The organism is Streptomyces sp. NPDC028722, from assembly GCF_040637655.1.
In the GTDB taxonomy this organism is placed as follows: Bacteria; Actinomycetota; Actinomycetes; order Streptomycetales; family Streptomycetaceae; genus Streptomyces.
The window spans coordinates 23,990-46,934 of sequence record NZ_JBEZWU010000002.1 but is presented as its reverse complement, the minus strand read 5'-3'; the positions used below and the strand labels follow the sequence as shown (position 1 = coordinate 46,934).

Annotated in this window: 20 protein-coding genes and 2 pseudogenes; 14 read left to right on the top strand and 8 right to left on the bottom strand. The window is 72.2% G+C overall.

Translation table 11 applies throughout. The annotated features are described in order from the left end of the window. Nucleotides 1-46: 46 nt before the first annotated feature. A complete protein-coding gene (locus tag AB0F03_RS02905) occupies nucleotides 47-784 on the bottom strand; it encodes a L,D-transpeptidase family protein (RefSeq protein WP_361986684.1) in 738 nt (245 codons plus the stop codon). Between the two features lie 265 nt (nucleotides 785-1,049). Between AB0F03_RS02905 and AB0F03_RS02900 the strand changes: the two genes are divergently transcribed. The 4 genes from AB0F03_RS02900 (at nucleotide 1,050) to AB0F03_RS02885 (ending at nucleotide 6,049) form a co-directional block, all read left to right on the top strand. Next, nucleotides 1,050-2,975: an ABC transporter ATP-binding protein gene (locus AB0F03_RS02900; protein ID WP_361985903.1), complete on the top strand. Its 1,926-nt coding sequence runs from the start codon at nucleotides 1,050-1,052 to the stop codon at nucleotides 2,973-2,975. After that, nucleotides 2,972-4,753: an ABC transporter ATP-binding protein gene (locus AB0F03_RS02895; RefSeq protein WP_361985901.1), complete on the top strand. Its 1,782-nt coding sequence runs from the start codon at nucleotides 2,972-2,974 to the stop codon at nucleotides 4,751-4,753. The genes AB0F03_RS02900 and AB0F03_RS02895 overlap by 4 nt, the downstream gene beginning before the upstream one ends. A 519-nt stretch (nucleotides 4,754-5,272) precedes the next feature. After that, complete coding sequence (locus AB0F03_RS02890; protein ID WP_361985899.1) at nucleotides 5,273-5,743, top strand: DUF5709 domain-containing protein; 471 nt, start codon at nucleotides 5,273-5,275, stop codon at nucleotides 5,741-5,743. 42 nt (nucleotides 5,744-5,785) lie between these two features. Then, nucleotides 5,786-6,049, top strand: a complete 264-nt coding sequence (locus AB0F03_RS02885) for a type B 50S ribosomal protein L31 (protein WP_361985897.1) — start codon at nucleotides 5,786-5,788, stop codon at nucleotides 6,047-6,049. Between the two features lie 14 nt (nucleotides 6,050-6,063). On the opposite strand, the gene AB0F03_RS02880 is transcribed toward AB0F03_RS02885, so the two are convergent. Continuing rightward, the gene (locus AB0F03_RS02880) at nucleotides 6,064-6,858 is read right to left on the bottom strand and encodes a metal-dependent hydrolase (protein WP_361985895.1); all 795 of its coding nucleotides are present in this window, start codon (nucleotides 6,856-6,858) and stop codon (nucleotides 6,064-6,066) included. A gap of 145 nt (nucleotides 6,859-7,003) precedes the next feature. Between AB0F03_RS02880 and AB0F03_RS02875 the strand changes: the two genes are divergently transcribed. Both AB0F03_RS02875 and AB0F03_RS02870 read left to right on the top strand, forming a co-directional pair. Continuing rightward, nucleotides 7,004-9,517: a DUF3516 domain-containing protein gene (locus tag AB0F03_RS02875; RefSeq protein ID WP_361985893.1), complete on the top strand. Its 2,514-nt coding sequence runs from the start codon at nucleotides 7,004-7,006 to the stop codon at nucleotides 9,515-9,517. A gap of 19 nt (nucleotides 9,518-9,536) precedes the next feature. Beyond that, the gene (locus AB0F03_RS02870; RefSeq protein ID WP_361985891.1) at nucleotides 9,537-10,403 is read left to right on the top strand and encodes an acyl-CoA thioesterase II; all 867 of its coding nucleotides are present in this window, start codon (nucleotides 9,537-9,539) and stop codon (nucleotides 10,401-10,403) included. A 523-nt stretch (nucleotides 10,404-10,926) separates the two neighbouring features. On the opposite strand, the pseudogene AB0F03_RS02865 reads toward AB0F03_RS02870, so the two are convergent. Both AB0F03_RS02865 and AB0F03_RS02860 read right to left on the bottom strand, forming a co-directional pair. Continuing rightward, a pseudogene (locus AB0F03_RS02865) lies at nucleotides 10,927-11,718 on the bottom strand (DUF6397 family protein); the annotation flags it as partial. A 126-nt stretch (nucleotides 11,719-11,844) separates the two neighbouring features. Continuing rightward, nucleotides 11,845-12,258 (bottom strand): roadblock/LC7 domain-containing protein, encoded by a 414-nt coding sequence (locus tag AB0F03_RS02860; protein ID WP_356824242.1) that lies wholly within the window; start codon nucleotides 12,256-12,258, stop codon nucleotides 11,845-11,847. Nucleotides 12,259-12,347: 89 nt separating this feature from the next. Between AB0F03_RS02860 and AB0F03_RS02855 the strand changes: the two genes are divergently transcribed. Next, the gene (locus AB0F03_RS02855; RefSeq protein ID WP_361985889.1) at nucleotides 12,348-12,776 is read left to right on the top strand and encodes a PPOX class F420-dependent oxidoreductase; all 429 of its coding nucleotides are present in this window, start codon (nucleotides 12,348-12,350) and stop codon (nucleotides 12,774-12,776) included. Nucleotides 12,777-12,900: 124 nt separating this feature from the next. Beyond that, nucleotides 12,901-13,500 (top strand): class I SAM-dependent methyltransferase, encoded by a 600-nt coding sequence (locus tag AB0F03_RS02850; RefSeq protein WP_361985888.1) that lies wholly within the window; start codon nucleotides 12,901-12,903, stop codon nucleotides 13,498-13,500. Nucleotides 13,501-13,516: 16 nt separating this feature from the next. Here the strand turns inward: AB0F03_RS02850 and AB0F03_RS02845 are convergent, their stop codons facing one another. Next, nucleotides 13,517-14,272: an alpha/beta hydrolase gene (locus AB0F03_RS02845; protein ID WP_361985886.1), complete on the bottom strand. Its 756-nt coding sequence runs from the start codon at nucleotides 14,270-14,272 to the stop codon at nucleotides 13,517-13,519. A 108-nt stretch (nucleotides 14,273-14,380) separates the two neighbouring features. Here AB0F03_RS02845 and AB0F03_RS02840 point away from each other — a divergent pair, with 108 nt between their 5' ends. Beyond that, on the top strand, nucleotides 14,381-14,914 hold the full coding sequence (locus AB0F03_RS02840; protein WP_361985884.1) for a PadR family transcriptional regulator: 534 nt from the start codon (nucleotides 14,381-14,383) through the stop codon (nucleotides 14,912-14,914). Here the strand turns inward: AB0F03_RS02840 and AB0F03_RS02835 are convergent. Then, nucleotides 14,891-15,796 (bottom strand): oxygenase MpaB family protein, encoded by a 906-nt coding sequence (locus AB0F03_RS02835; RefSeq protein ID WP_361985883.1) that lies wholly within the window; start codon nucleotides 15,794-15,796, stop codon nucleotides 14,891-14,893. The genes AB0F03_RS02840 and AB0F03_RS02835 overlap by 24 nt on opposite strands. A 97-nt stretch (nucleotides 15,797-15,893) precedes the next feature. On the opposite strand from AB0F03_RS02835, the gene AB0F03_RS02830 reads away from it, so the two are divergent. Both AB0F03_RS02830 and AB0F03_RS02825 read left to right on the top strand, forming a co-directional pair. Beyond that, on the top strand, nucleotides 15,894-16,190 hold the full coding sequence (locus AB0F03_RS02830; protein ID WP_361985881.1) for a hypothetical protein: 297 nt from the start codon (nucleotides 15,894-15,896) through the stop codon (nucleotides 16,188-16,190). 142 nt (nucleotides 16,191-16,332) lie between these two features. Then, nucleotides 16,333-17,220, top strand: a complete 888-nt coding sequence (locus tag AB0F03_RS02825; protein ID WP_361985880.1) for a hypothetical protein — start codon at nucleotides 16,333-16,335, stop codon at nucleotides 17,218-17,220. A 130-nt stretch (nucleotides 17,221-17,350) separates the two neighbouring features. On the opposite strand, the gene AB0F03_RS02820 is transcribed toward AB0F03_RS02825, so the two are convergent. Beyond that, nucleotides 17,351-17,533 (bottom strand): hypothetical protein, encoded by a 183-nt coding sequence (locus AB0F03_RS02820; protein ID WP_361985878.1) that lies wholly within the window; start codon nucleotides 17,531-17,533, stop codon nucleotides 17,351-17,353. A gap of 231 nt (nucleotides 17,534-17,764) precedes the next feature. Here AB0F03_RS02820 and AB0F03_RS02815 point away from each other — a divergent pair. Beyond that, nucleotides 17,765-18,446 (top strand): annotated as a pseudogene (locus AB0F03_RS02815) (esterase-like activity of phytase family protein); the annotation flags it as partial. Nucleotides 18,447-18,500: 54 nt separating this feature from the next. On the opposite strand, the gene xylA reads toward AB0F03_RS02815, so the two are convergent. Next, complete coding sequence (gene xylA, locus AB0F03_RS02810) at nucleotides 18,501-19,667, bottom strand: xylose isomerase (protein ID WP_361985876.1); 1,167 nt, start codon at nucleotides 19,665-19,667, stop codon at nucleotides 18,501-18,503. 153 nt (nucleotides 19,668-19,820) lie between these two features. On the opposite strand from xylA, the gene xylB reads away from it, so the two are divergent. Next, nucleotides 19,821-21,266 (top strand): xylulokinase, encoded by a 1,446-nt coding sequence (xylB, locus tag AB0F03_RS02805; RefSeq protein ID WP_361985874.1) that lies wholly within the window; start codon nucleotides 19,821-19,823, stop codon nucleotides 21,264-21,266. 51 nt (nucleotides 21,267-21,317) lie between these two features. Then, on the top strand, nucleotides 21,318-22,526 hold the full coding sequence (locus tag AB0F03_RS02800; protein WP_361985872.1) for an ROK family transcriptional regulator: 1,209 nt from the start codon (nucleotides 21,318-21,320) through the stop codon (nucleotides 22,524-22,526). The last annotated feature ends 419 nt before the right edge of the window (nucleotides 22,527-22,945 follow it).

Here is a 22,945-nt window from a genome sequence, read left to right as displayed (position 1 = left end):
CACGGGGTCGGACGACAGGCCAGGTCGACACGGCCCGGCGCCGTCGCTAGGCCATCAGGGTCGCCCTGTCCCCCATCACCACGACGGGATCGCGCGCGGGGTCGAGTGTGCGCAGCAGGTGCTCCATGGCCTCCTTGGAGACGCTGACGCAGGCCGAGGTGCCGCTGCCGTGGTCCATGTGCAGCCAGATGCCGCCGCCCTTGCCCGGGCCCCCGGGGCGGGTGGCGTCCCGCGGCGGGGTGCCCCGGAGACGGTTGTAGTCGATGGCGATGACGTAGTCGAAGTCGTGCTGGTGTGCCTCGTCCCACTCCGCCGGGGGCGCGTAGGCGTCCTCGTCCCGGTCGTAGGGCAGCCGGGTGCCCGGGTCGGGGAGGACACCGCCCGCGTCGGTGAGGGTGAACACGCCGATCGGGCTGCGCTGGTCACCCTCGTGGTGGTCGGTGGTCCAGCCGCCGCGCCCGTTGTGAGCGGGCCAACTGCCCACCGGGCGCCACGCGGCGCCGCGCCGCGTGTACAGCACCAGCCTGGACTCGGGCGAGTCGTCGTCCTCGCCGTACACGGCCACGACCTGTCGGGAGCCGGCGGGAATCCGTCGGTACAGGCGGTCGCCGATGCCCGGGATGCGCGTCGGATCGGTCGTGCGGGCGGACGACACGGTGGGAACCGGCCCGAGCGGGGCATGGGCACCTTGCGCGCCGCGGTCGGAGGCGGGTCCGGGGGCGGTCGTGCCGCAGGCGGAGAGCGTCGCGAGGAGGGTTCCGAGGGCCGCCGCCGCGAGCGTCATGCGCCGCGCACTGTGGATCTGCACCCGCTCATGGTGGCATCACGCTCCGGTCGATTGTGCGACGTTTCAGGCGTTCACCGTGTCGGGTGACGGTCCTTCGAACAACGTGCCGCGCTGTGCTCCCCGTGTCTGGCCGGAACCCACGGACACGGCGCGGCCCGGCGGGAAAACCGTTTGAAATTCACCTCCGTGCGACGCGAACCTTTCACGGCTTGCTGCCGCTCATCGCCCTCTCCCCCTCCCTGACACGAGCCACTGGGACGTCATGCAGATTCAAGACCTTCCGTATTCCGATCCGGGCGTCCCCGACGCGCGTTCGGGTCCCCGATTCCTGTGGTGGCTCTGGCGCAACCAGCTGGGCGGACAACTGAAGGCACTCGCCTGGGGCCTGCTGCACTTCGTCGGCGTCTCCGCCCTGCCCTTCTGTGTGGGTCTGGCCGTGCAGGCGGTCATCGACCGCTCCGGCACCCGGCTGGCCCTGACGGGTGGTCTGATGCTGGTCTGCGGCACGGCCATCGCGGTCGGCGACACCTTCCTGCACCGGTCCGCCGTCACCAACTGGATCACCGCCGCCGCCCGCCTCCAGCAACTGCTGGCCCGCAGGGCCGCCCTGCTGGGCTCCGCCCTGACCCGGCGGGTCGCGGCCGGCGAGGTCGTCGCCGTCTCCACCGGTGACGTGGAGAAGATCGGCTGGTTCGTCGAAGCCGTCTCCCGTTTCACCGCCGCCGCACTGACCGTCGTGATCGTCTGCGTCGGCCTGGTCGTCTACCAGCCGGCGCTCGGCGTGGTCGTCGCCGTCGGGCTGCCCGTCGTGGCACTCGCTGTGCTACCCCTGCTGCCCCGGGCGACGCGCCGCGCCGACGAACAGCGCGCGAAGGCCGGCCGGGCCACCGAGCTGGCCTCGGACACCGTCGCCGGACTGCGGGTGCTGCGCGGCATCGGCGGCGAGGAACTGTTCCTCGACCGCTACCGCCACGCCTCCCAGGAGGTACGGCACGCCGCCGTGCGCAGCGCCCGGATGTGGTCGCTGATCTCCGCCGTCCAGGTACTGCTGCCCGGACTGCTGCTCATCGCCGTCGTCTGGCACGGCATCCACCTGGCCCGCCAGGGCCGGATCACGGTCGGCGAACTCGTCACCGTCTACAGCGCCGTCATGATCCTCAACTACCCGCTGCGGCACTTCGAGGAGATCGCCATGGCGTACTCCTTCTCCCGCCCCTCGGCCACCCGGGCCGCCCGGGTGCTGTCGCTGGAGCGGTCCACGGCTCCCCTCCGCACGGACAAGGACGGGGACGGTGACAGGTACGGGAACCAGAACTCGGCCTCGACCGAGCCCGAGCCCGAGCCCGAGCCCGAAGCAGGGGCTGATGCTGAGGCCGGGGTGCCGGCCGGTGACCTGTACGACCCGAAGACCGGTCTGCTCGCCCCCGCCGGCCGGTTCACGGCCGTGGTGTGCGGCGACCCGGACGCGGCGGGCACGCTCGCCGAGCGGTTGGGCGGCCACCCGTCGGAACCGGACCGGTCGGTGCTGCTCGGTGGGGTGCCCCTGGACGGATTGCCCCTCAGCACCGCCCGGACCGCCGTCCTCGTCCAGGACAAGGACCCGGTGCTGCTGTCCGGCACCCTGCGCGAGCTGCTCGACGTACCCGCCTCCGGAGCCGTCCGGGCCGCGGACGCGCTGGCCGCGGCCCGGTGCGAGGACGTACTGGACGCGCTCGTGCAGGGTTCCCTGGACGCCGCCGACCCGATGGACGCCCGCATCACCGAGCGCGGACGCTCCCTTTCGGGCGGCCAGCGCCAGCGACTCGCGCTGGCCAGGTCGCTGATCACGGATCCGGAGGTGCTGGTGCTGGACGAGCCGACCTCCGCGGTCGACTCGCACACCGAGGCACGTATCGCGGACGGTCTGCGCCGGCTGCGGTCGGGGCGGACGACGGTCGCGTTCACCTCCTCCCCGCTGCTGCTCGACCGCGCGGACCGGGTCGTCCTGGTCCGCGAGGGGGATGTCATCGCGGTCGGCACCCACCGGGAGCTGGTCGACAGCGAGCCGCGGTACCGGGCCGTGGTGACCCGGGAGACCGACGAGGAGCTGGCCGCGCCCCGTGAGGAACTCGCCGGAACCGACGGGAGGCCCGCCGGTTCCGGCGAGGGCGTGCTGATGGAACTGGAAGAGATGGAGGAAAGCGCATGATCGGCGTTGCGCCCCCGGCGTACGACCCGGCGGCCCCGACCACCGCCACCACCCTGCCCGTCGGCACCGCCGCCACCGTGCGTGCGTACGTCACCGAACTGTTCCGGCGGCACCGCGGGGCCTTCCTGCTGCTCGTCACCGTCAACACGGTCGCCGTGCTCGCCTCCATGGCGGGTCCCTACCTGCTCGGCGACCTGGTCCAGCGGGTGACGGACGACTCCCGGGAACTGCACCTGGGCCTGACCGTCACACTCTTCGTACTGGCACTGGCCGTGCAGGCCGTCTTCGTCCGGCAGGTACGGCTGCGGGGCGCGATGCTCGGCGAGCGGATGCTGGCCGACCTGCGCGAGGACTTCCTCGTCCGGTCCGTAGGGCTGCCGCCGGGGGTGCTGGAGCGGGCCGGCACCGGTGACCTGCTCTCCCGGATCACCACCGACATCGACCGGCTGGCCAACGCGATGCGCGAAGCCGTGCCGCAGCTGGCCATCGGTTTCGTGTGGGCCCTGCTGCTGCTCGGCGGCCTCGTGGTGACGGCCCCGCCACTGGCCGCCGCCGTGCTGCTCGCCGTACCGGTGCTGGTGGCCGGCTGCCGCTGGTACTTCAGACGGGCACCCTCCGGCTACCGCTCCGAGGCCGCCGGGTACGCCGCCGTCGCCGCCGCGCTCGCCGAGACCGTGGACGCGGGCCACACCATCGAGGCACACCGTCTCGGCGCCCGCCGCATCGCCCTCTCCGAGCGGCGGATCAAGGAATGGACCGCCTGGGAGCGCTACACCCTCTGGCTCCGCTCGGTGCTCTTCCCAGTCATCAACGCCGTGCACGTCATCGTGCTCGGCTCGGTCCTGATGGTCGGCGGAGTGCTCGTGCTGCACGGCTGGCTGGATGTGGGCCGGCTGACCACCGGGGCACTCATCGCGCAGATGCTCGTCGACCCGGTGAACCTGATCCTGCGCTGGTACGACGAGGTGCAGGTCGCCCAGGTCTCGCTGGCCCGCCTGGTCGGGGTGCGGGAGGTCGAGCCCGACGCGGGAGACGCCGCGCTGGCTCCCGACGGGCGGGACGTACGCGCCGACCGGGTGCACTTCGGCTACCGCGAGGGCGTCGACGTGCTCCGCACGGTCTCCCTGGAGGTCGCGCCGGGCACCCGGCTGGCCCTGGTCGGACCGTCCGGCGCGGGCAAGTCGACCCTGGGCCGACTGCTCGCCGGGATCTACGCGCCCCGGGCAGGCCGGGTCACCCTGGGCGGGGCGGAGCTGTCCCGGATGCCCGCGGAACGCGTACGCTCGCACGTCGCCCTGGTCAACCAGGAACACCATGTCTTCGTGGGCTCCCTGCGCGACAACCTCCTGCTGGCCCGCACCGGCGCCACGGAAGCCGAGCTGTGGGCGGCGCTGGGCGCGGTCGACGCCGACGGCTGGGCGCGAGCGCTCGACGACGGCCTGGACACCGAGGTCGGCTCCGGCGGACTCGGCCTGACGCCCGCGCAGGCCCAGCAGATCGCGCTGGCCCGGCTGGTACTGGCCGATCCCCACACCCTCGTCCTGGACGAGGCGACCTCGCTGCTCGATCCGCGCGCGGCCCGCCATCTCGAACGCTCGCTGGCGCGGGTCCTCGACGGCCGCACCGTCGTCGCCATCGCCCACCGCCTGCACACCGCCCACGACGCCGACGTGATCGCCGTCGTGGAGAACGGCCGGATCAGCGAGCTGGGCAGCCACGAGGAGCTGGTCGCCGCGGACGGGGCGTACGCGGCCCTGTGGCGCTCCTGGCACGGGTGACGGTGGGGCTGGGTTGCCGGTGCATGGGCCGGTACCTGGGCCGGGGCCGAGGGCGGGGCCTGGGCTTGGGCCGAGGGCGGGGCTTGAGCCGGGGTCTGGGCTTGGGCCGAGGCCTGGGCCGGCGCCGCGGCTTGCGGGGTTGGGGCCGGTGCACGGGCCGGTGTCTGAGCCGACGGTGATAGGCCGGTCCGCGGCCCTGGCGTCCTCTCCGGCTACGGGGCGACGGCCCGCGGCACCTGTGCCGGCACGGCCGAGGCGGGACGGATCGGCCATGCCGGTGCGGCCTCCGTACCGGTGCCCCGCAGGCCGCACCCGGCATCGGTGCGGAGGCCCGGCTCCTCGCCGGGGCCCGTGCCGTTGCGCGGTGCCGAGCAGGGGTGGAAGGCTGGAAAGCGGCACCGGTCGGAGGAACGCGCGGGAACCACTCGGTTCGCGGCGCGTACCCCCCGTGCCGGGCGCGCCGACGGCCCGCCGTCCGCTGGGGCGGCACCCGGCCGTCCTCACCACCTGGAGGTACTCGTGGACAGCGCCGACGGCTGGGGGGACGACGTCTACCAACCCGATGCATCGGAGATACCGGAGGATTCGGGAGTGCTCGACGTCGAGGACACACTGGACTTCGACGGCATCGCCGAACCGCTCGACCGCGGCTGGTCCCCTCCCGAGCGGCCGTGGGCGGTGGAACACATCGGTGTGACGGCTGCCGAACGCAAGGCGGGCGAGACCCTCGACCAGCGGCTCGCCGAGGAGCTGCCCGACCTGGCCACTCCCCGCGGCGACGGCATCGGTGACTGTGACGGCACGGACGGGGAACTCCTCGACAACGAGGTCGGCAACCTCCGCTCCGGCCGGCTGGTGGCCCCCGACGAGGGCGCGCACGAGGACGAGGAGCCCGCTCTCGTGGCCACCGACGTCGGCATCGACGGTGCCGCCGCCTCTGCGGAGGAGGCCGCGATCCACATCGTCGACGAGGACTCGCTCCCCGGCTGACCCGCACACCACCGGCCCGACCGCCCCGCAGGAGGAGCCGCCATGCAGCAGGACAAGCACCCCGACTACCACCCCGTCGTCTTCCGCGACCGGGCCGCCGGATACGCGTTCCTGACCCGGTCCACCGCACGGAGCGAGCAGACCATCGACTGGGACGACGGCCGGACCTACCCGGTGATCGACGTGGAGATCTCCTCGGAGAGCCACCCCTTCTACACGGGCAAGGCCCGCACAGTGGACACCGAGGGCCGCATCGCCCGGTTCGAGCGCCGGTACGGCGGGGCGGACGCGGGTGAGACGAGCTGACCGGGCAGGGTTCCTCAGATCACGTTGAGGGCCGCTGCACAGCCCACCCCCCCGAGCAGCATGAACACCGGCATCAGCACGCGCAGCTCGACCCAGCTGCCGGCCCGGAACCGCATCGGCTTCGGCGGCCCGATCGGGTACCAGCGCTTGCGGCCCACCGGGATGGGCCACAGGATCGGGCAGCCGGACACGGTCAGCGCGTCCCCGATGTCGTGCACCAGCGCCCCCAGCACGACCGGCAGCCCCAGCCACACGTACTCCTGCCCGGGCGCGGTGAAGAGCCAGTCGGAGCCGTTGCCCGGCTTGTCCAGCACTCCCGCGATGATCCACGCGCTGGCGGCCGCCAGCAGCCAGACCAGGACGTCGCTGCTGGAACCGCGCGCCGCCCGCCACAGCAGGCCCTCGATCGCCAGCACCATGTGCACGAACAGGATCGTCAGCACCGCCCAGCGGCCGCCCGTGATCGCCGCCGCTGAGCAGCCGGCGCCTATGAGCACCGCCCAGAGCCAGGTGTGGGTCAGCGTGCGGTGACCGCCGGAGCGGCGTGGGTCGCCCTGCTTCCTGGTCGCCTTGTAGACGGCGTACGACAGCTTGTCGACGATCTCGCAGATCCAGCGGGAGATCGGCCCGAAGGCCCGGGAGATGGTGGCCGCCTTGTGGTCGAGGTCCGGGGCGAGCGCGGCACCGGCGCAGATCAGCGCGCCGGTGAGGAGGACCGGCCAGGGCATCGCATGACCGGCCGCGGCGGCAGCCGCACCGACGCCGAGCCAGGCCGCGGCCCCCGACAGTGAGTGTGCTGGTCCCATCATGGCCGCTTCCCGCCCCGTTCCTCTTGTGCCGCTGTCCAGTTGACCTGGTGCACCGGCGCTGCGCCGGCGACACAGCGTAGCGGTCGTGATCTTCGACGCCGCAGCCGATTCCCCGGTCAGGCGGGAGGCCAGGCAAGATGGGGGCGTGACCCTCATCGATCAGCTGCCGCCGACCGCCGACCCCGACGCCCTGTACGAAGCCTTCGAGTCGTGGGCGCAGGAGCGCGGCCTCACCCTGTACGCGCACCAGGAGGAGGCGCTGATCGAGGTGGTTTCCGGGGCGAACGTGATCGTGTCGACACCCACCGGTTCCGGTAAGAGCATGATCGCCGCGGGCGCGCACTTCGCGGCGCTGGCCCGCGACGAGGTCACCTTCTACACGGCCCCCATCAAGGCGCTGGTGTCGGAGAAGTTCTTCGAGCTGTGCAAGATCTTCGGCACCGAGAACGTCGGCATGCTCACCGGTGACGCGTCCGTGAACGCCGACGCACCCGTGATCTGCTGCACCGCCGAGGTGCTGGCGTCGATCGCGCTGCGCGACGGCAGGGGCGCGGACGTCGGCCAGGTCGTCATGGACGAGTTCCACTTCTACGCCGAGGGTGACCGCGGCTGGGCGTGGCAGATCCCTCTGCTGGAGCTGCCGCAAGCACAGTTCATTCTGATGTCGGCGACTCTGGGCGACATGTCCTTCTTCGAGAAGGACCTCACCCGGCGTACCGGCCGCCCCACGGCGGTGGTCCGCTCGGCCACGCGCCCGGTGCCCCTCTCCTACGAGTACCAGCTCACCCCGCTCACCGAGACGCTCACCGAGTTGCTGGAGACCAGGCAGGCGCCGGTGTACATCGTGCACTTCACGCAGGCGCAGGCCGTGGAGCGGGCGCAGGCGCTGATGAGCATCAACATGTGTTCGCGCGAGGAGAAGGACCGGATCGCCGAACTGATCGGCAACTTCCGCTTCACCACCAAGTTCGGCCGCAACCTCTCCCGTTACGTCCGGCACGGCATCGGCGTGCACCACGCCGGCATGCTGCCCAAGTACCGGCGCCTGGTGGAGAAGCTCGCGCAGGCCGGGCTGCTGAAGGTCATCTGCGGCACGGACACGCTCGGCGTGGGCGTCAACGTGCCCATCCGCACGGTGCTGTTCACGGCACTGACCAAGTACGACGGCAACCGCGTGCGGACACTGCGGGCCCGGGAGTTCCACCAGATCGCGGGCCGGGCCGGCCGGGCCGGCTTCGACACGGCCGGGCTCGTCGTCGCGCAGGCGCCGGAGCATGTCGTCGAGAACGAGAAGGCGCTGGCGAAGGCGGGCGACGACCCGAAGAAGCGGCGCAAGGTGGTACGCAAGAAGGCGCCGGAGGGTTTCGTCGGCTGGACGGAGAACACCTTCCAGAAGCTGATCGAGTCGGATCCGGAGCCGCTGACCTCGCGGTTCCGGGTGACGCATACGATGCTGCTGTCGGTGATCGCCCGCCCGGGCAACGCGTTCGAGGCGATGCGCCACCTGCTGGAGGACAACCACGAGCCGCGCAGGCAGCAGCTCCGGCACATCCGCCGGGCGATCGCGATCTACCGCTCGCTGCTGGACGGCGGCATCATCGAGAAGCTCGACAAACCGGATGCCGAGGGCCGCATCGTCCGGCTCACGGTCGACCTCCAGCAGGACTTCGCGCTGAACCAGCCGCTGTCCACGTTCGCCCTCGCCTCGTTCGAACTCCTCGATCCCGATTCGCCGTCCTACGCCCTCGACATGGTCTCCGTCGTCGAGTCCACCTTGGACGACCCGCGGCAGATCCTGGCCGCCCAGCAGAACAAGGCGCGCGGTGAGGCCGTGGCCGCGATGAAGGCGGACGGTGTCGAGTACGAGGAGCGGATGGAGCGCCTCCAGGACATCACGTACCCGAAACCGCTGGAGGAGCTGCTCTTCCACGCGTACGACACCTACCGCAAGAGCCACCCGTGGGTGGGCGACCACCCGCTGTCCCCGAAGTCGGTCGTCCGGGACATGTACGAGCGGGCGATGTCCTTCACCGAGCTGGTGTCCCACTACGAGCTGGCCCGCACCGAGGGCATCGTGCTGCGCTACCTCGCCAGTGCCTACAAGACGCTCGACCACACCATCCCGGACGACCTGAAGTCCGAGGATCTCCAGGACCTGATCGAGTGGCTGGGTGAGATGGTGCGCCAGGTGGACTCCAGCCTGCTGGACGAGTGGGAGCAGCTGGCCAACCCGGCGGAGATGACCGCCGAGGAGGCCCAGGAGAAGGCCGACGAGGTGAAGCCGGTCACCGCCAACGCCCGCGCCTTCCGCGTCCTCGTCCGCAACGCCATGTTCCGCCGCGTGGAGCTGGCCGCCCTCGACCACGTCGATGAACTGGGCGAGATGGACGCCGAGTCCGGCTGGGACGCCGACGCGTGGGGTGAGGCGATGGACAAGTACTGGGACGAGTACGACGACCTGGGCACCGGCCCCGACGCCCGCGGCCCCAAACTGTTGGTCATCAACGAAGAGCCGGAGAACGCTCTGTGGCGCGTCCGCCAGATCTTCGACGACCCGAACGACGACCACGACTGGGGCATCAGTGCAGAGGTCGACCTCACCGCCTCGGACGCCGAGGGCCGCGCGGTCGTCCGCGTCACCGATGTCGGCCAGCTGTGAGCACAGGAGAAACCCACCGATGACGAATCCGGCCGAGAGACTGGTCGACCTGCTGGACCTGGAGCAGATCGAGGTCGACATCTTCCGTGGCCGTAGTCCGCAGGAGTCCCTCCAGCGGGTTTTCGGCGGCCAGGTGGCGGGACAGGCCATGGTCGCCGCCGGCCGCACCACGGACGGCGAGCGCCCGGTGCACTCGCTGCACGCGTACTTCCTGCGGCCGGGCCGTCCCGGCGTGCCGATCGTGTACCAGGTGGAGCGGGTCCGCGACGGGCGTTCGTTCACCACACGCCGGGTCACGGCCGTGCAGCAGGGCCGCACGATCTTCAATCTGACCGCCTCCTTTCACAAGCCTGAGGAAGGACCGTTCGAGCACCAGCTCCCGCCGGCCCGTGAAGTACCGGACCCCGAGTCGCTGCCTACGGTCACCGAGGAGATACGCAAGCATCTCGGCGCGCTGCCCGAGCAGTTGGAACGGATGGCACGCCGCCAGCCGTTCGACATCCGGTACGTCGACCGCCTGCGCTGGAACACCGACGAGATCCAGGGCGCCGAGCCGCGCAGCGCCGTGTGGATGCGCGCGGTCGGCCCGCTCGGCGACGATCCGCTGGTGCACACGTGCGCGCTGACCTACGCCAGTGACATGACCCTCCTGGACGCGGTGCGCATCCCGGTCGAGCCGCTCTGGGGACCGCGGAACTTCGACATGGCCTCCCTGGACCACGCGATGTGGTTCCACCGGCCGTTCCGGGCGGACGAGTGGTTCCTGTACGACCAGGAGTCGCCGATCGCCACCGGCGGGCGCGGCCTGGCCCGCGGTCGCATCTACGACGTACAGGGACGGCTGCTCGTCTCGGTCGTCCAGGAAGGCCTGTTCAGGTCCCTGTGACACCCGACGGCGGATGCCGGCGGGGTGGTCAGACCCGTGCGGCTCGTGGACCTCTCCACCGCAGCCAGGCTCGCAGACCACGGGACGGCCGCGCGGCTTCCGGCGGTGACTGCGGCACCGACCGCGGCGTTCGCCGTACGCGGAGGGTCGCCGCTTGGCCGGTCCCTTCGGCCCCGTGCCCCGGCGGGAGGAGTACGGCTGCCGGTCGCACCGCCCGCAGCCGGGGCCGTGCCGCCGTCTGTGCCGGCCGGGTCGCCGATCCCGGCAGCCGGGTCGCCCGCCCGAGCGGCCGGGTCGCCGGCTCGGGCGCTCGCGCCGCCGACCCGCATCGGTGAGCCGGCGTCCCGAACAGTCCCGCCGTCGGCTCAGACGCTCGCGCCGTCGGTTCAAGTGGTCGCGGCACGTGGTGCCCGGACCGCGTCCCCGGTCCCGGGAACCTCGCTGTGTCCTCAATGGGCCGAGTGACCGTGCGCGCCATCGGCGGAATGGGCCGCGCCGCCGCTCGGATCGCCGGTGGAACGCGGTGGGCGGCGGGGCGCGGGACGGGCGAGAGGGTGCGGGCCTCTTCCGTCGCGCGCGCGAGGTCGCTGCGCAGCCAGCCGAGTTCATCCGTGTCCTGGGCGGTCATGATTCGCTCGGCAAGCTCCGCGGAGGGCGTTCCGGCAGCGCCCTGACCAGGCGGGACCGGGCGGAACCGGTTCAGGTAGGCACGCTCGTACGGGTCCTTGACGATGTCGGCGACCTCGGCGGCGGTGAGGAAGGCGGCCACGGCCCCGGCCCGGGCCCAGGGATGCTCCGCCTGCCGCAGCAGGATCCCCAGGCGGCGTCCCCGCCAGTTGCGGGCCCGCAGATCCACTCCGGCCGCCAGTTGGCCGCGCAGGCTCTCGGGTGTACGGCCCTTGAGCAGGCCCGTGTTCTTCGCGTCCGCGGCGAAGTCCCGCAGTTCTTCCGCCAGATAGAGCCAGACCACGGCACGGTAGCGGTTGAGGTAGAACGTCATGGGCACGAGCAGGCCCAGTCGGGCGAGCCGGGTGAAGCGGCCGGCCGAGATGTCCATGAGGGCGGCGCCCTCCGCGGTGCCCAAGACCCGCACCCGCTCGCGCAGGGCACCGGGGAATCCGTCCTGCGACCGGAGGCGGTCGATCTCCGCCCATTCCACCCGGCGGTCCCCGCCCCCGCCCCCGTCGGGCACGGTCCGGATGCGGCCGAGGTGCACCGCGAGTTCGAACTCGCCTCGCTTGAGCTCCAGTTCCCGAGCGGCACGACTCGGTGTGCAACGGCTGGAACGGGTCGGGCCGACGGTGTTTGCCGACATGGTCGTACTCCCCCGTGGAGTGAGTGGCTCACGCCCCGTGCGTTCGCCGTGCACACACCGTAGCCGCTCCGTCGCCACCCGTGGCGACCCTGTGGATAACTCGACGCGCTTGGAGGAAAACGCTGGTCAGGCGTCCGCGATACGCGTCTTCTCAGGTTGTCTGGCGCCGACGCCGAGGTGTTCGCCGACCCGGTTGACGAGCAGGGTCATCTCATAGGCGATCTGACCGATGTCGGCCTCCGCCCCGCTGAGCACGCACAGACAGCTGCCGGCGCCGGCCGCGGTCACGAACAGCACGGCATCGTCGTACTCGATCATCGTCTGGCGCACCCTGCCCGCACCGAAGTGGCGTCCCGAGCCCTTGGCGAGGCTGTGCAGGCCGGACGCGACGGCTGCCAGATGCTCGGCGTCCTCGCGGCGTAGGCCCGTACTCGCCCCCGTGACCAGTCCGTCGTTCGACAGGACCAGCGCGTGGCGCACGTGGTCCACCCGCTGGGTCAGATCGTCCAGGAGCCAGCCGAGTCCCTGGTTCTGCACCATGTCCCTCCCCGTGTGATGTCCCCCCTGGCTGGAGGAACCTCTCCGCCAGCCTTCCCCACGACCGGCGCGCGGGCAAGCAGGATGGGCCCATGGCAGAGAAGATGACCGATGAGGAGTGGCGGGCGTTCGTCTCGGACGGCACCCGCACCGGCAAGCTGTCCACCGTTCGCGCGGACGGGAGCCCGCATGTGGCTCCGATCTGGTTCGTGCTCGATGGGGACGAACTGGTCTTCAACACCGGCAAGGACACGGTGAAGGGACGCAATCTGGCCCGTGACGGCCGGGTCGCCCTCTGCGTGGACGACGACCGTCCACCCTTCCACTTCGTGGTGGTGAGCGGCCGTGCCGGGTTGTCGGAGGACCTGGCCGAGGTGCGTCTTTGGGCCACCCGGATCGCCGCCCGGTACATGGGTCAGGAGCGCGCCGAGGAGTACGGCGCCCGCAATGGCGTGCCGGGCGAACTGCTCGTCCGCGTCACCATCGACAACGTGGTGGCCGTGCGGGACCTGACGGCCTGAGCGGCGAGTTCAGCCGTCCGAGTCCCGGAGCCGGGTGTTGTGCACCCGCCCGGCTCACTCGACGAGCCGTATCAGCACCTCCTTGCCGGAGTTCTCCGTGTGGCGGTGCGAGATCATGCGGAACATGAGCGTCGACCACACACACGTCCAGGAGTTCTTCGCCGCGCGGGCGGCCGACTGGGACAGCCGGTTCCCGGACGACGGGCCCGCCTACGCCGCCGCCGTCACCGGTCTCGGGCTGCGGGAGGGTGACCGCGTGCTGGACGCCGGATGCGGCACGGGGCGCGCCCTGCCGCCTCTGCGGGCCGCTGTGGGCCGCTCCGGGGTGGTGCTGGGCGCCGATCTCACCCCGGCGATGCTGCGGACCGCCGTACGGGCGGGCAGGGACCGCGACGGCCGGCTGCTGCTCGCGGACGTCGCCGCGCTGCCGCTGCGCCCAGGGGTCCTGGACGCCGTGTTCGCCGCCGGCCTGATCGCCCACCTGCCACATCCGGCGGACAACCTGCGGGAACTGGCCCGCGTGGTCAGGCCGGGCGGCACCCTCGCCCTCTTCCATCCCATCGGGCGCGCGGCCCTGGCAGCACGTCATGGCCGCCGGATCACCCCTGACGACCTGCGCGCCGAGGGCAATCTCCGCCCGCTCCTGGGCCGTTCGGGATGGCGCATGACCTCGTACGTCGACGAGGACGCGCGGTTCCTCGCGCTCGCGGTCCGCGAGGACTGACGCCCCGGAGGGGGGGTCAGCAGATTCCGGCGACCACTGCCGCGAAGGCATCGGGATTGTCGAACATGATGTTGTGCCCGGCTGCGGGCACCGTCACCACCCGCACCCCGGCCGATTCCAGAGCCTCCCGCCCCGGAAGTTCACCACTGTGTGCCCCCTGGAGGAAGACACGGTCGACGGGCGACTCCTCCAGGAGTGTGCGCATCACCGGATCCGAGCCCCGGCGCAGACCGACGGCGCTGCGGTGCAGGGCGCGAGGGTCGGCCAGCCGCATGGTGGCCGCCCACAGCGGGCCTACGGCGTCGAGCACGCGCGCGTACCCCCTCTCGACGAACTCGTCCTCTTCGTACGAGGCGATCTCGCTGCTGGCCGCGGTCACCGGCGGGAAGGCGTCCAGGTTGGCTTCCGTGAGGACCAGCCGGGAGACGAGGCCGGGCCGCCGGTGGGCGAGCACGACGGCTACGGCGCCGCCCATGCTGTGCCCGATCAGTTCGGCACCGGCGGCCCCCGCCGCGTCCAGGACAGCTGCGACCGCGTCGGCGTGTTCCTCCAGCGTGTAGCCGAAGTCCTGGGGGCGGTCGCTCGTGCCGTGTCCGGGAAGGTCCACGAAGAGAGTGCGCCGGCCCGCGAGGGCGGCCCTGGCCGCGATGTGCGCGTGGTACGCGGTGGACATCGACCCGAGCCCGTGCAGATACACCCGAGCGGGCTCCGCTCCCGGCGCTTCGGTCCATCGGATACGGCTTCCCCTGCTGTCGAACGTGGCCTGCTGCACCGCGCCCCTCCCCTCCTGACATCTTTCGAACAGAAAATACATCGGCGGCGAGGTACGTCGTCAACGTACTAGCGCTGGGGCGATGTATGCGTGAGGAAGAATGCGGTCATGCTCGAACTCGCCATCCTGGGATTCCTGTACGACGCCCCGCTGCACGGGTACGTCCTGCGCCGTCACATCGCCGCGCTCACCGGCCATGTGCGCCCCGTCGCCGAGAGCACGCTGTACCCGGCGATCAAGCGGCTGGAGAAGGCCGGTCTGCTGGTGCGGACCACCGAGCCCGGTGCCGTGGCCGCCCCCCGCCATGTGCTGAGGTTGACGGAGGAGGGCAGGCGCGAGCTGAAGCGTCGGCTCGCCGAGCCCGCGCAGCGCGAGATCACCGACGAGAATCACTGGTTCACGCTGCTGGCGTTCCTCCGGCACCTGGCGGATCCCGCCGCGCAGGCGGCCGTACTGCGGCGCCGACTGGCCTTTCTCGAGGAGCCGGCGAGCTTCTTCTACCAGGGCGACCGGCCGCTGCGCGCCGAGGAGCTGGACGACCCCTTCCGGCGGGGTGTGCTCACCATCGCCCGGGCCACGAGCCGGACGGAACTGGCCTGGCTGCGTGACACCCTGACGTCACTCGACGGGATCGGCCGCTGAGCCGTCCCGGGGCCGCACCGGGCAGCCGCGCAGCCCGGGGACCGGATGGGTGCCGAGGTCGGCCACGCGGTAGCCGTTCGGGTATCCCCTGATCTCCCGGTTCTGGCGTGCGAAGTGCGGGGTGCGGCGGGGCGGCAGCAGCCGGACGAGCCGGCCCCGCGTCCGCACGGCGCGACGCACCAGCGCGGAGGTGGCCGCGCCGGGTCGCGGGTAGCGGAAGGCGCGCAGCAGCGGCTCGTCCAGCAGGGCGAGCGTCGCCGTACGCAGCAACGGCGCCAAGGGCCGCGGGTACCAGGACGTCATCAGGCCGAGGGTGGCGTCGGAGACACGGCGGGCCCCCTCGTCCCACCCGAAGTGGGCCTCCTCGTAGGCGTCGAGAAGGGCCTCGAATCCCTCGTAGGTCTCCGGGACGCCGGGGATGCCCAGGTGCCGGCCGAGGGTGCGGTAGTACTCCGTGGCCGCGACGACTTCGTGCCGGGACAGCCGCCGCCAGCCGTAGGCGTCGATCCAGCGCCGGGGCACCACGACGAAGGTGCTCAGTACGTACCGCATGTCGTCGTCGCTGATGTCGTAGCTGCGGTGCATCTGGTTGATGCGACGGATCGCGGTACGCCCCTGCTCCGCGGTGAAGCCGTGTTCCACAATGGTGTCGAGGAGCAGCGAGGTGTCGTCGTACCGCTTCTGCGTGCGCTCGGTCAGCTCCGCCGTCCGCGCCAGCAGCCGCCCGATGCTCGGCACGGCGTAGGTGCGGTAGAGAGCCAGCTCGAGGGCACGCGTGTAGTCCCAGGGGAACTCGAGGGTCACACTGATCCGGTAGATCTCCGGCGCATCCCTCACCGGGTCCAGCAGGCGGATCCGACCGAGCCGCTCGAACCGCTTCACCGCGTCGTCCCCTTATGTCGTCGAAACCACAACTCTACGTTGGAGAAAAGCAGTTGGACGAATCGAACTGATCCTGTACGGGCAGAGGGTGATCCACGTGTTCGACATGGTCCGCAGATATGCAGCCAGGCTCCGCACCTCCACGCACGCGCAGCCGGCGGGTGCCCGGGAGCGGCGCGCGCACAACTTGTTCGAAGCGGCCGCCGTCTATGTGGTGGCCCGAGCGCAGGACGACCAGGACGGGGTCGAGGAGGCGGCGGCCTGGGTTTCCCCGGAGGCGCTGTCGTTCGGCGTGAGCGAGCTGGCCTGCCGGGCGGTCGTCGCCCTGGCCCGGGAGCGCGCCCAGTCACCCGGTACGGTGGCCCGCGACCTCCTCGGGCTGCCCGCGGCCTGAGGAGGACACCACGTCCCGAAGGTGGCCGTTTCGCCCCTGTCCAGGTGGAAACCTGCTGCTCCGCTGGTGTGCGGGCCCGTGACAAGCGGCTTCCGCTCGCACTAAGGTGCGCGCCGATGGACGAACCACTGGGGAGGCTGGGATGGCCGGGACGGACGATGCGGCCGTCGCCGCCGCGGACGATGCGCTCTATGTGCTGACGGCGGTACTGCTGACGCCGGCGCAGTTCCCGAGCGTGCTGGGCGACGACTACCCGGAGGCCTGCGCGGCCCTGGGTCTCGCGCCACGCGCCGACGGGTACGGACTGGTGCTGGGCCAGGACGGGGACGGCGCCCGCTGGACGGTCGTCATCGACGACGTCTCGCTGGTCGCCGTGGCGATCGCGTCCTGGGACTGCGGCATGGAGTACGAGCTGTCACCGGACGAGCACGCGGTCGTGACCGCCCTGCCGGGGTGGCCACTGGCCGTCGCCGTCGCGGCACCGGGCGTGCCCGCTCCGCACGACCCGCCTCCCGAGACGGCGGGCGGCCCGGCGCTGTGCCCACCGGACACCCGAGTCTGGGGATCGGCTCAGCGCCGTCTAGGAGCCGACGAGATCGCGCTCCAGTGGGCGGCCTGGCGGCAGCAGATCAGCGACACCGACTTCAACGCTCCTGCTGAGCGCTCGGAAGCGACCGGGTCCACGCCGGAAGGCGAGGAAGGCACGGCGGACGCGAAGGGCACGCCGGGCACGAAGGGCGGCGCGGGCGCTTCGACGGGCGGTCACGCGGGCGTGCGCCGGGTACTCGCGCAGGCGCGTGCCTACCTCGACTCGCCGCCACCCCTCGGCCGGGTCCGCTCGTCCTTCGCTCCAGGTGAGGCACGTACGCTGCGCGCCGACGGTCCCGGCTGGTCGATCGTGGCCCGCACCGACGACATCGCGTTCGTCCTGCTCGACGAGGAACCCGGCGGGGTCCTGCCGGTGGGCCGGGGCCCGGAGCTGCCGGGCCTGCTGGAGGCGCTGGACAAGATGGCCGTACGGCCCCTGTGAGTCGGGCCGGCCGGACAGAAGTCGCCGTATGCCACCGGGAGCCGCGCCCCGCGAGCTGACGCGATCCCCGGCGGCCCGGCTTGTCCGGGCAGGCGCTGCGCGAGCGATCCCCGGCGGTGGGCGCGGTGTGTCAGCGGCCGATCTCCTTGCGGGAGACCCGGCGCAGTCTGCGCCGCTGGGACGGGTCCAGCGTCAGGTACGCGGCGACCGGAACGCCCACCACGATCAGGAACGTCACCCACCAGGGCAGCCAGATCAGCAGGATCAACCCGACTGCCACGCCCCCTGCGGCGATCTTCGCGTTCTTGGACATGTACGTCGCCTCCTTCGCGGCCACTGCCGCTCTCTGATCTGAGAACGGCCGCCCGCTCCCCGCGGTTCCGGCTGCGAACCCTGAGACATCCCTGAGACGCGCCCTTCCGGGTCGCGGACGAGTACCCGCGGTCGAGGCCGTGAAGTCAGCCCGGTCGTCATGTCAGCAGGCCGGGACACCCTTGGCATCCAGCGCTCTCGGCGATCCGGCCGAGTAGTCACATGCCTGAAGGGCGCGGACTACCCGTTGGTGGAGGCGCTGCCGTCGGTCCAGCTGCACCGCAAGGTCGACCGCGGGTTCGAGGGGCTGACCCAGCTTCCCGGCGGTGACCTGGTGCTGGCGCTACAGAGCCCCCTCTCGCTCCCGGACGCACACGCCGGGGACGACTCGCGCACCACCCGTCTGCTGCGTTTCTCGCCGCGCAAGAAGGCCGTCACCGCCGAGTACGCCTACCGGTTCGACCCGGTGGGCGTGGTCGACCCCGGGCGAGGACGACGCCTCCGAGCTGAAGACCTCGTCCGCGGTGGCCGTGGGCCGAGACCGGCTGCTCGTCGAGGAGCGCAGGGACAGGGCGGCCCGACTGCAACTGGTCCGGCTGCGGCACACGCCGGACATCCTCGGTGACCCGTGGGACGACGACAGGACGTCTCCGTCGCTGGAGCAGCTGGACGACCCGGCGACCGCGGGTGTGCCGGTGCTGTCCAAGCGGCTCGTGGTGGATCTGGCCGGGGTCGACGGGGCGCCGGGGAAGGTCGAAGGCATCGCGCGCGTGGACGACGACACGCTCGCGCTCATCAACGACAACGACTTCGGGATGACCGACGGAGCGGGCGCCTTCGACGCCGAGGGCCGCCCGGTCGACGGCGGAATCAGGACGACCGTGACGTACCTCCGGCTGCCCGTGGGGCACTGACACCTGGGCGGGCCGGGGGGAGCTGCTGCCGCTCGCCCCGGCCCGCCCCCCGTTTCAGCCCCGGGCTCCCAGCAGGTGGTCCATGGCCAGCTGGTCGAGTCGTTCGAAGGCCATGCCGCGAGCGGCGGCGGCTTCCACGTCGAAGTCCTCGAAGGACGCGCGGTCGGCGAGCAGGGCCTCCAGCCCGTCGGCCGCGGTCGGCTGGGCCAGCTCGTCCAGCCGCGACGCCCGCAGCGCCTCCTGCACCTCGGGGTCTGCACGGAAGGCGGCCGCACGCTCCTTGAGGATGAGGTAGTTGCGCATGCAGCCCACCGCCGACTCCCACACGCCGTCGAGGTCCTCGGTCCGCGGCGGCTTGAAGTCGAAGTGGCGGGGCCCGTCGTAGCCGGCGCTCTCCAGGAGGTCGACGAGCCAGAAGGCGGAGCGCAGGTCACCGGCGCCGAACCGCAGGTCCTGGTCGTACTTGATGCCGGACTGGCCGTTGAGGTCGATGTGGAAGAGCTTTCCCGCCCACAGGGCCTGTGCGATGCCGTGCGGGAAGTTCAGGCCGGCCATCTGCTCGTGGCCGACCTCCGGGTTGACCCCGTACAGCTCGGGCCGCTCCAGGCGCTCGATGAAGGCCAGCGCGTGCCCGACGGTGGGCAGCAGGATGTCGCCGCGGGGTTCGTTCGGCTTGGGCTCGATGGCGAAGCGCAGGTCGTAGCCCTGGGAGACGACGTACTCGCCGAGGAGGTCGAAGGCCTCCTTCATGCGGTCCAGGGCGGCGCGTACGTCCTTGGCGGCCCCGGACTCGGCGCCCTCGCGCCCGCCCCAGGCGACGTACGTCCTCGCGCCCAGCTCGGCCGCCAGGTCGATGTTGCGGATCGTCTTGCGCAGCGCGTAGCGGCGCACGTCACGGTCGTTGGCGGTGAACGCGCCGTCCTTGAAGACGGGGTGCGTGAAGAGGTTCGTGGTGGCCATGGGCACGGTCATGCCGGTGACGTCCAGGGCCTGGCGGAACCGCTTGATGTGCGACTCGCGCTCGGTGTCCGAGGAGCCGAAGGGGATCAGGTCGTCGTCGTGGAAGGTGACTCCGTGGGCGCCCAGCTCGGCCAGGCGCCGCACCGTCTCGGCCGGGTCGAGGGCACGGCGGGTGGCGTCCCCGAACGGGTCCCTTCCCTGCCAGCCGACGGTCCACAGGCCGAAGGTGAACCTGTCCTCGGGGGTGGGCTGGTAGTTCATGCCGCGGCTCCTTGCTGCGTACGACTATTCGTCATGGCGCTTTACAAATTAGTATGCGCACGCACCGGTGGGAAGGGACAAGATGTTTCGACCACGAGGTGTCTTCGTCAGCCCACCGCACATCCCGCGCAGCCGCGGAAGAGGGAGAGCCCGATGTCAGCAGCCGAGGGTCCGCTCGTCGTCGGCGTGGACACGTCCACCCAGTCCACGAAGGCGCTGGTCGTCGACGCTGCCACCGGTCAGGTCGTGGCGAGCGGCCAGGCGCCGCACACCGTGACCGCCGGGACGGCCCGGGAGAGTGATCCGCGCCAATGGTGGGACGCGCTGTGCGCGGCGTTGCGCCAGTGCGGCGACGCGGCGCACGAGGCGGCGGCCGTGTCGATCGGCGGCCAGCAGCACGGCCTGGTCACACTGGACGGGCACGGTGAGCCGGTCCGTCCGGCGCTGCTGTGGAACGACGTCCGTTCGGCGCCGCAGGCCCGCCGCCTGGTGGCGGAGCTGGGCGGGCCGAAGGCGTGGGCGGAGCGCACCGGCAGCGTGCCCGGCGCGTCCTTCACGGTCACCAAGTGGGCGTGGCTCGCCGAGCACGAGCCGGAGGCGGTCCGCGCGACCGAAGCGGTACGGCTCCCCCACGACTACCTCACCGAGCGCCTGACCGGGCAGGGCACCACCGACCGCGGTGACGTCTCGGGCACCGGCTGGTGGGCGTCCGGGACGGAGGCGTACGACGAGGAGACGCTCGCGCACGTCGGCCTCGACCCGGCGCTGCTGCCCCGGGTGGTGCGGCCCGGCGAGGTGGCGGGCACCGTGCGCGATGGCCACGACCTGCCGTTCTCCAAGGGCACGCTGGTGGCCGCGGGCACCGGTGACAACGCGGCGGCGGCACTCGGCCTCGGTCTGCAACCTGGCACCCCGGTGCTGAGCCTCGGTACGTCCGGCACGGTGTACGCCGTCTCCAGGCACCGCCCGACCGATCCGACCGGCACGGTGGCGGGCTTCGCCGACGCACGCGGGGACTGGCTGCCGCTGGCCTGCACACTGAACTGCACGCTCGCCGTGGACCGTGTCGCGGCCCTGCTGGGCCGCGACCGGGAGGCCGTGGAGCCCGGCGGCTCGGTGACGCTGCTGCCGTACCTGGACGGCGAGCGCACCCCGGACCTGCCGCACGCGTCCGGTCTGCTGCACGGGCTGCGGCACGACACGACCGCGGGCCAGCTGCTCCAGGCCGCCTACGACGGTGCCGTGCACGCGCTGCTGGGGGCTCTCGACCTGGTCCTCGACGCGGACGCGGACCGCAGCGTTCCGTTGCTGCTGATCGGCGGCGGGGCCCGGGGGACGGCCTGGCAGCAGACCGTGCGCCGACTGTCGGGGCGGCCCGTGCAGGTACCGGAGGCCCGGGAACTGGTCGCCCTGGGTGCGGCGGCGCAGGCGGCGGGGCTGCTGACCGGCGAGGATCCCGCGGCGGTGGCCCGCCGCTGGAACACCGCGGCCGGACCGGTCCTGGAGGCCGTGGAGCAGGACCGGACGACGCTGGACCGGATCACCGGGGTACTCTCCGACGCGTCCCCGCTGCTGGAGCGGGGAACGCGGACCCAGTGACCCGGCCGCCTGCGCGGAGCCGGGCCGCGGACACCGAGGATTGACGGAGGCATGACCGAACCGCTGCGCGAGGCGCGCCCACCGGGCACCGGTCGCGCCCTGCCGGACACCCAGCAGGGCATGCGGCGGCGCAATCTCGCCCGGGTGATGCACGCCGTCAGCGCGGAGGGCTCGCTGTCCCGGGCGGCGGTCGCCTCGCGGATCGGCCTGACGCGGGCGGCGGTGTCGACCCTGGTGGACGATCTGGTCCGCTGGGGACTGCTGGAGGAACTGGGCCCGGAACGGCCGGGCCGGGTGGGCCGGCCGGGGTCGGCGCTCACGGTGAGCGCCCGGGGCCCGGCCGGTATCGGGGCCGAGATAGGCGTCGACCATCTCGCGGTGTGCGCGGTGGACCTGCGCGGCGAGGTCCGCGCGCGGGCGGACCTGCGCGGAACCAACCGGGGCCGGGCACCCGAGCCGGTGACCGAGGAGCTTGCGGCACTGATCCGCCAGGTCGTCGCGGAGGCCGAACGGGCGGGGCTCTGGCCCGCCGGGCTCGCGATCGCCGTCCCCGGACTGGTGGCGAGGGACGGACACACGGTCGTACGAGCCCCCAACCTCGACTGGCACGACACCGATCTCGCCCCCCTGATGCCCGGCGGATGGCCGCTGACCGTGGACAACGAGGCCAACTTCGGCGCCTTGGCCGAGCTGTGGCTCGGCGCCGGCACGCCCGGGGACTTCCTCCACGTGTCGGCGGAGATCGGCATCGGTGCCGCGGTCGTCGTGGACGGCAGCCTGCTGCGCGGAACCCGGGGATTCGCGGGCGAGCTGGGCCACGTGCCCGTCCGGCCGGACGGTCCCCCCTGTCCGTGCGGCGGCCGGGGCTGCCTGGAGCAGTACGCGGGCGAGGAGGCGGTACGGCGCGCGGCCGGGCTGGAGCCCCGCGAGGATCTGGTGGGGCTGCTCGCGGAACGCGCCGAGGAGGGGGACGAACGGGTACGGGCCGCGCTGCGGGAGGCGGGTACGGCCCTCGGCATCGCCCTGACCGGGGCGGTCAACCTGCTCGACCCCGAGACCGTGGTCATGGGCGGTGCCCTGGCCGGACTCTCGCCCTGGCTGCTGCCGTCGCTGGAGACGGAGCTGACGGGCCGGACGACGGGGCCGGCCTGCCCGGTGACGGTGTCCCGGCTCGGTCCGCAGGGCCCGCTGCTGGGCGCCGCGCACTCGGTGGTGCGGGCGGTGCTGGACGATCCGGCGGTGGTGGCGCGGCGGTCCTGACACTGCTTGCGGACGGCGACTGCGGGAGGCCGCGCGTTCAGCTGCCGCTCGTCCAGTCCTGGCCGCCCCGCGCCGGGCGGCGGCTGTCCGGCGGGATGCCGGACCACGGTGAGGATCGCTCGGCCGGCGGCGCGCAGTGGTACGCCCGAGGAGACCGGCGATCCGCACAGGCACCCAGCCCCTGCTGTTCGGCGTGGACCACGGGTGGAGGTGCCGCGGACACAGCGGCGCCGGCCTCCCGACGCCCTGTCATCGCCCGATCGAGTGGTCGGGTTTTCCACATCCCACGCGTTGTCCACGGAACCGTGGCGGACTCTTCTGCGCAACCGACCCGAGCCGTACCGTGATTCACGTGAGACGCGGCCGACGGACCGTCACGTCCGGTCGGACGTCTGTGCGATGAGAGGAACACGCGGGCA

Excerpts from the sequence above, each read along its gene's own strand:
- AB0F03_RS02905 (WP_361986684.1), bottom strand. The coding sequence starts at position 784 with ATGACGCTCGCGGCGGCGGCCCTCGGAACCCTCCTCGCGACGCTCTCC.
- AB0F03_RS02900 (WP_361985903.1), top strand. The coding sequence starts at position 1,050 with ATGCAGATTCAAGACCTTCCGTATTCCGATCCGGGCGTCCCCGACGCG.
- AB0F03_RS02895 (WP_361985901.1), top strand. The coding sequence starts at position 2,972 with ATGATCGGCGTTGCGCCCCCGGCGTACGACCCGGCGGCCCCGACCACC.
- AB0F03_RS02885 (WP_361985897.1), top strand. The coding sequence starts at position 5,786 with ATGCAGCAGGACAAGCACCCCGACTACCACCCCGTCGTCTTCCGCGAC.
- AB0F03_RS02880 (WP_361985895.1), bottom strand. The coding sequence starts at position 6,858 with ATGATGGGACCAGCACACTCACTGTCGGGGGCCGCGGCCTGGCTCGGC.
- AB0F03_RS02870 (WP_361985891.1), top strand. The coding sequence starts at position 9,537 with ATGACGAATCCGGCCGAGAGACTGGTCGACCTGCTGGACCTGGAGCAG.
- AB0F03_RS02860 (WP_356824242.1), bottom strand. The coding sequence starts at position 12,258 with ATGGTGCAGAACCAGGGACTCGGCTGGCTCCTGGACGATCTGACCCAG.
- AB0F03_RS02855 (WP_361985889.1), top strand. The coding sequence starts at position 12,348 with ATGGCAGAGAAGATGACCGATGAGGAGTGGCGGGCGTTCGTCTCGGAC.
- AB0F03_RS02850 (WP_361985888.1), top strand. The coding sequence starts at position 12,901 with ATGAGCGTCGACCACACACACGTCCAGGAGTTCTTCGCCGCGCGGGCG.
- AB0F03_RS02840 (WP_361985884.1), top strand. The coding sequence starts at position 14,381 with ATGCTCGAACTCGCCATCCTGGGATTCCTGTACGACGCCCCGCTGCAC.
- AB0F03_RS02825 (WP_361985880.1), top strand. The coding sequence starts at position 16,333 with ATGGCCGGGACGGACGATGCGGCCGTCGCCGCCGCGGACGATGCGCTC.
- AB0F03_RS02820 (WP_361985878.1), bottom strand. The coding sequence starts at position 17,533 with ATGTCCAAGAACGCGAAGATCGCCGCAGGGGGCGTGGCAGTCGGGTTG.
- xylA (WP_361985876.1), bottom strand. The coding sequence starts at position 19,667 with ATGAACTACCAGCCCACCCCCGAGGACAGGTTCACCTTCGGCCTGTGG.
- xylB (WP_361985874.1), top strand. The coding sequence starts at position 19,821 with ATGTCAGCAGCCGAGGGTCCGCTCGTCGTCGGCGTGGACACGTCCACC.
- AB0F03_RS02800 (WP_361985872.1), top strand. The coding sequence starts at position 21,318 with ATGACCGAACCGCTGCGCGAGGCGCGCCCACCGGGCACCGGTCGCGCC.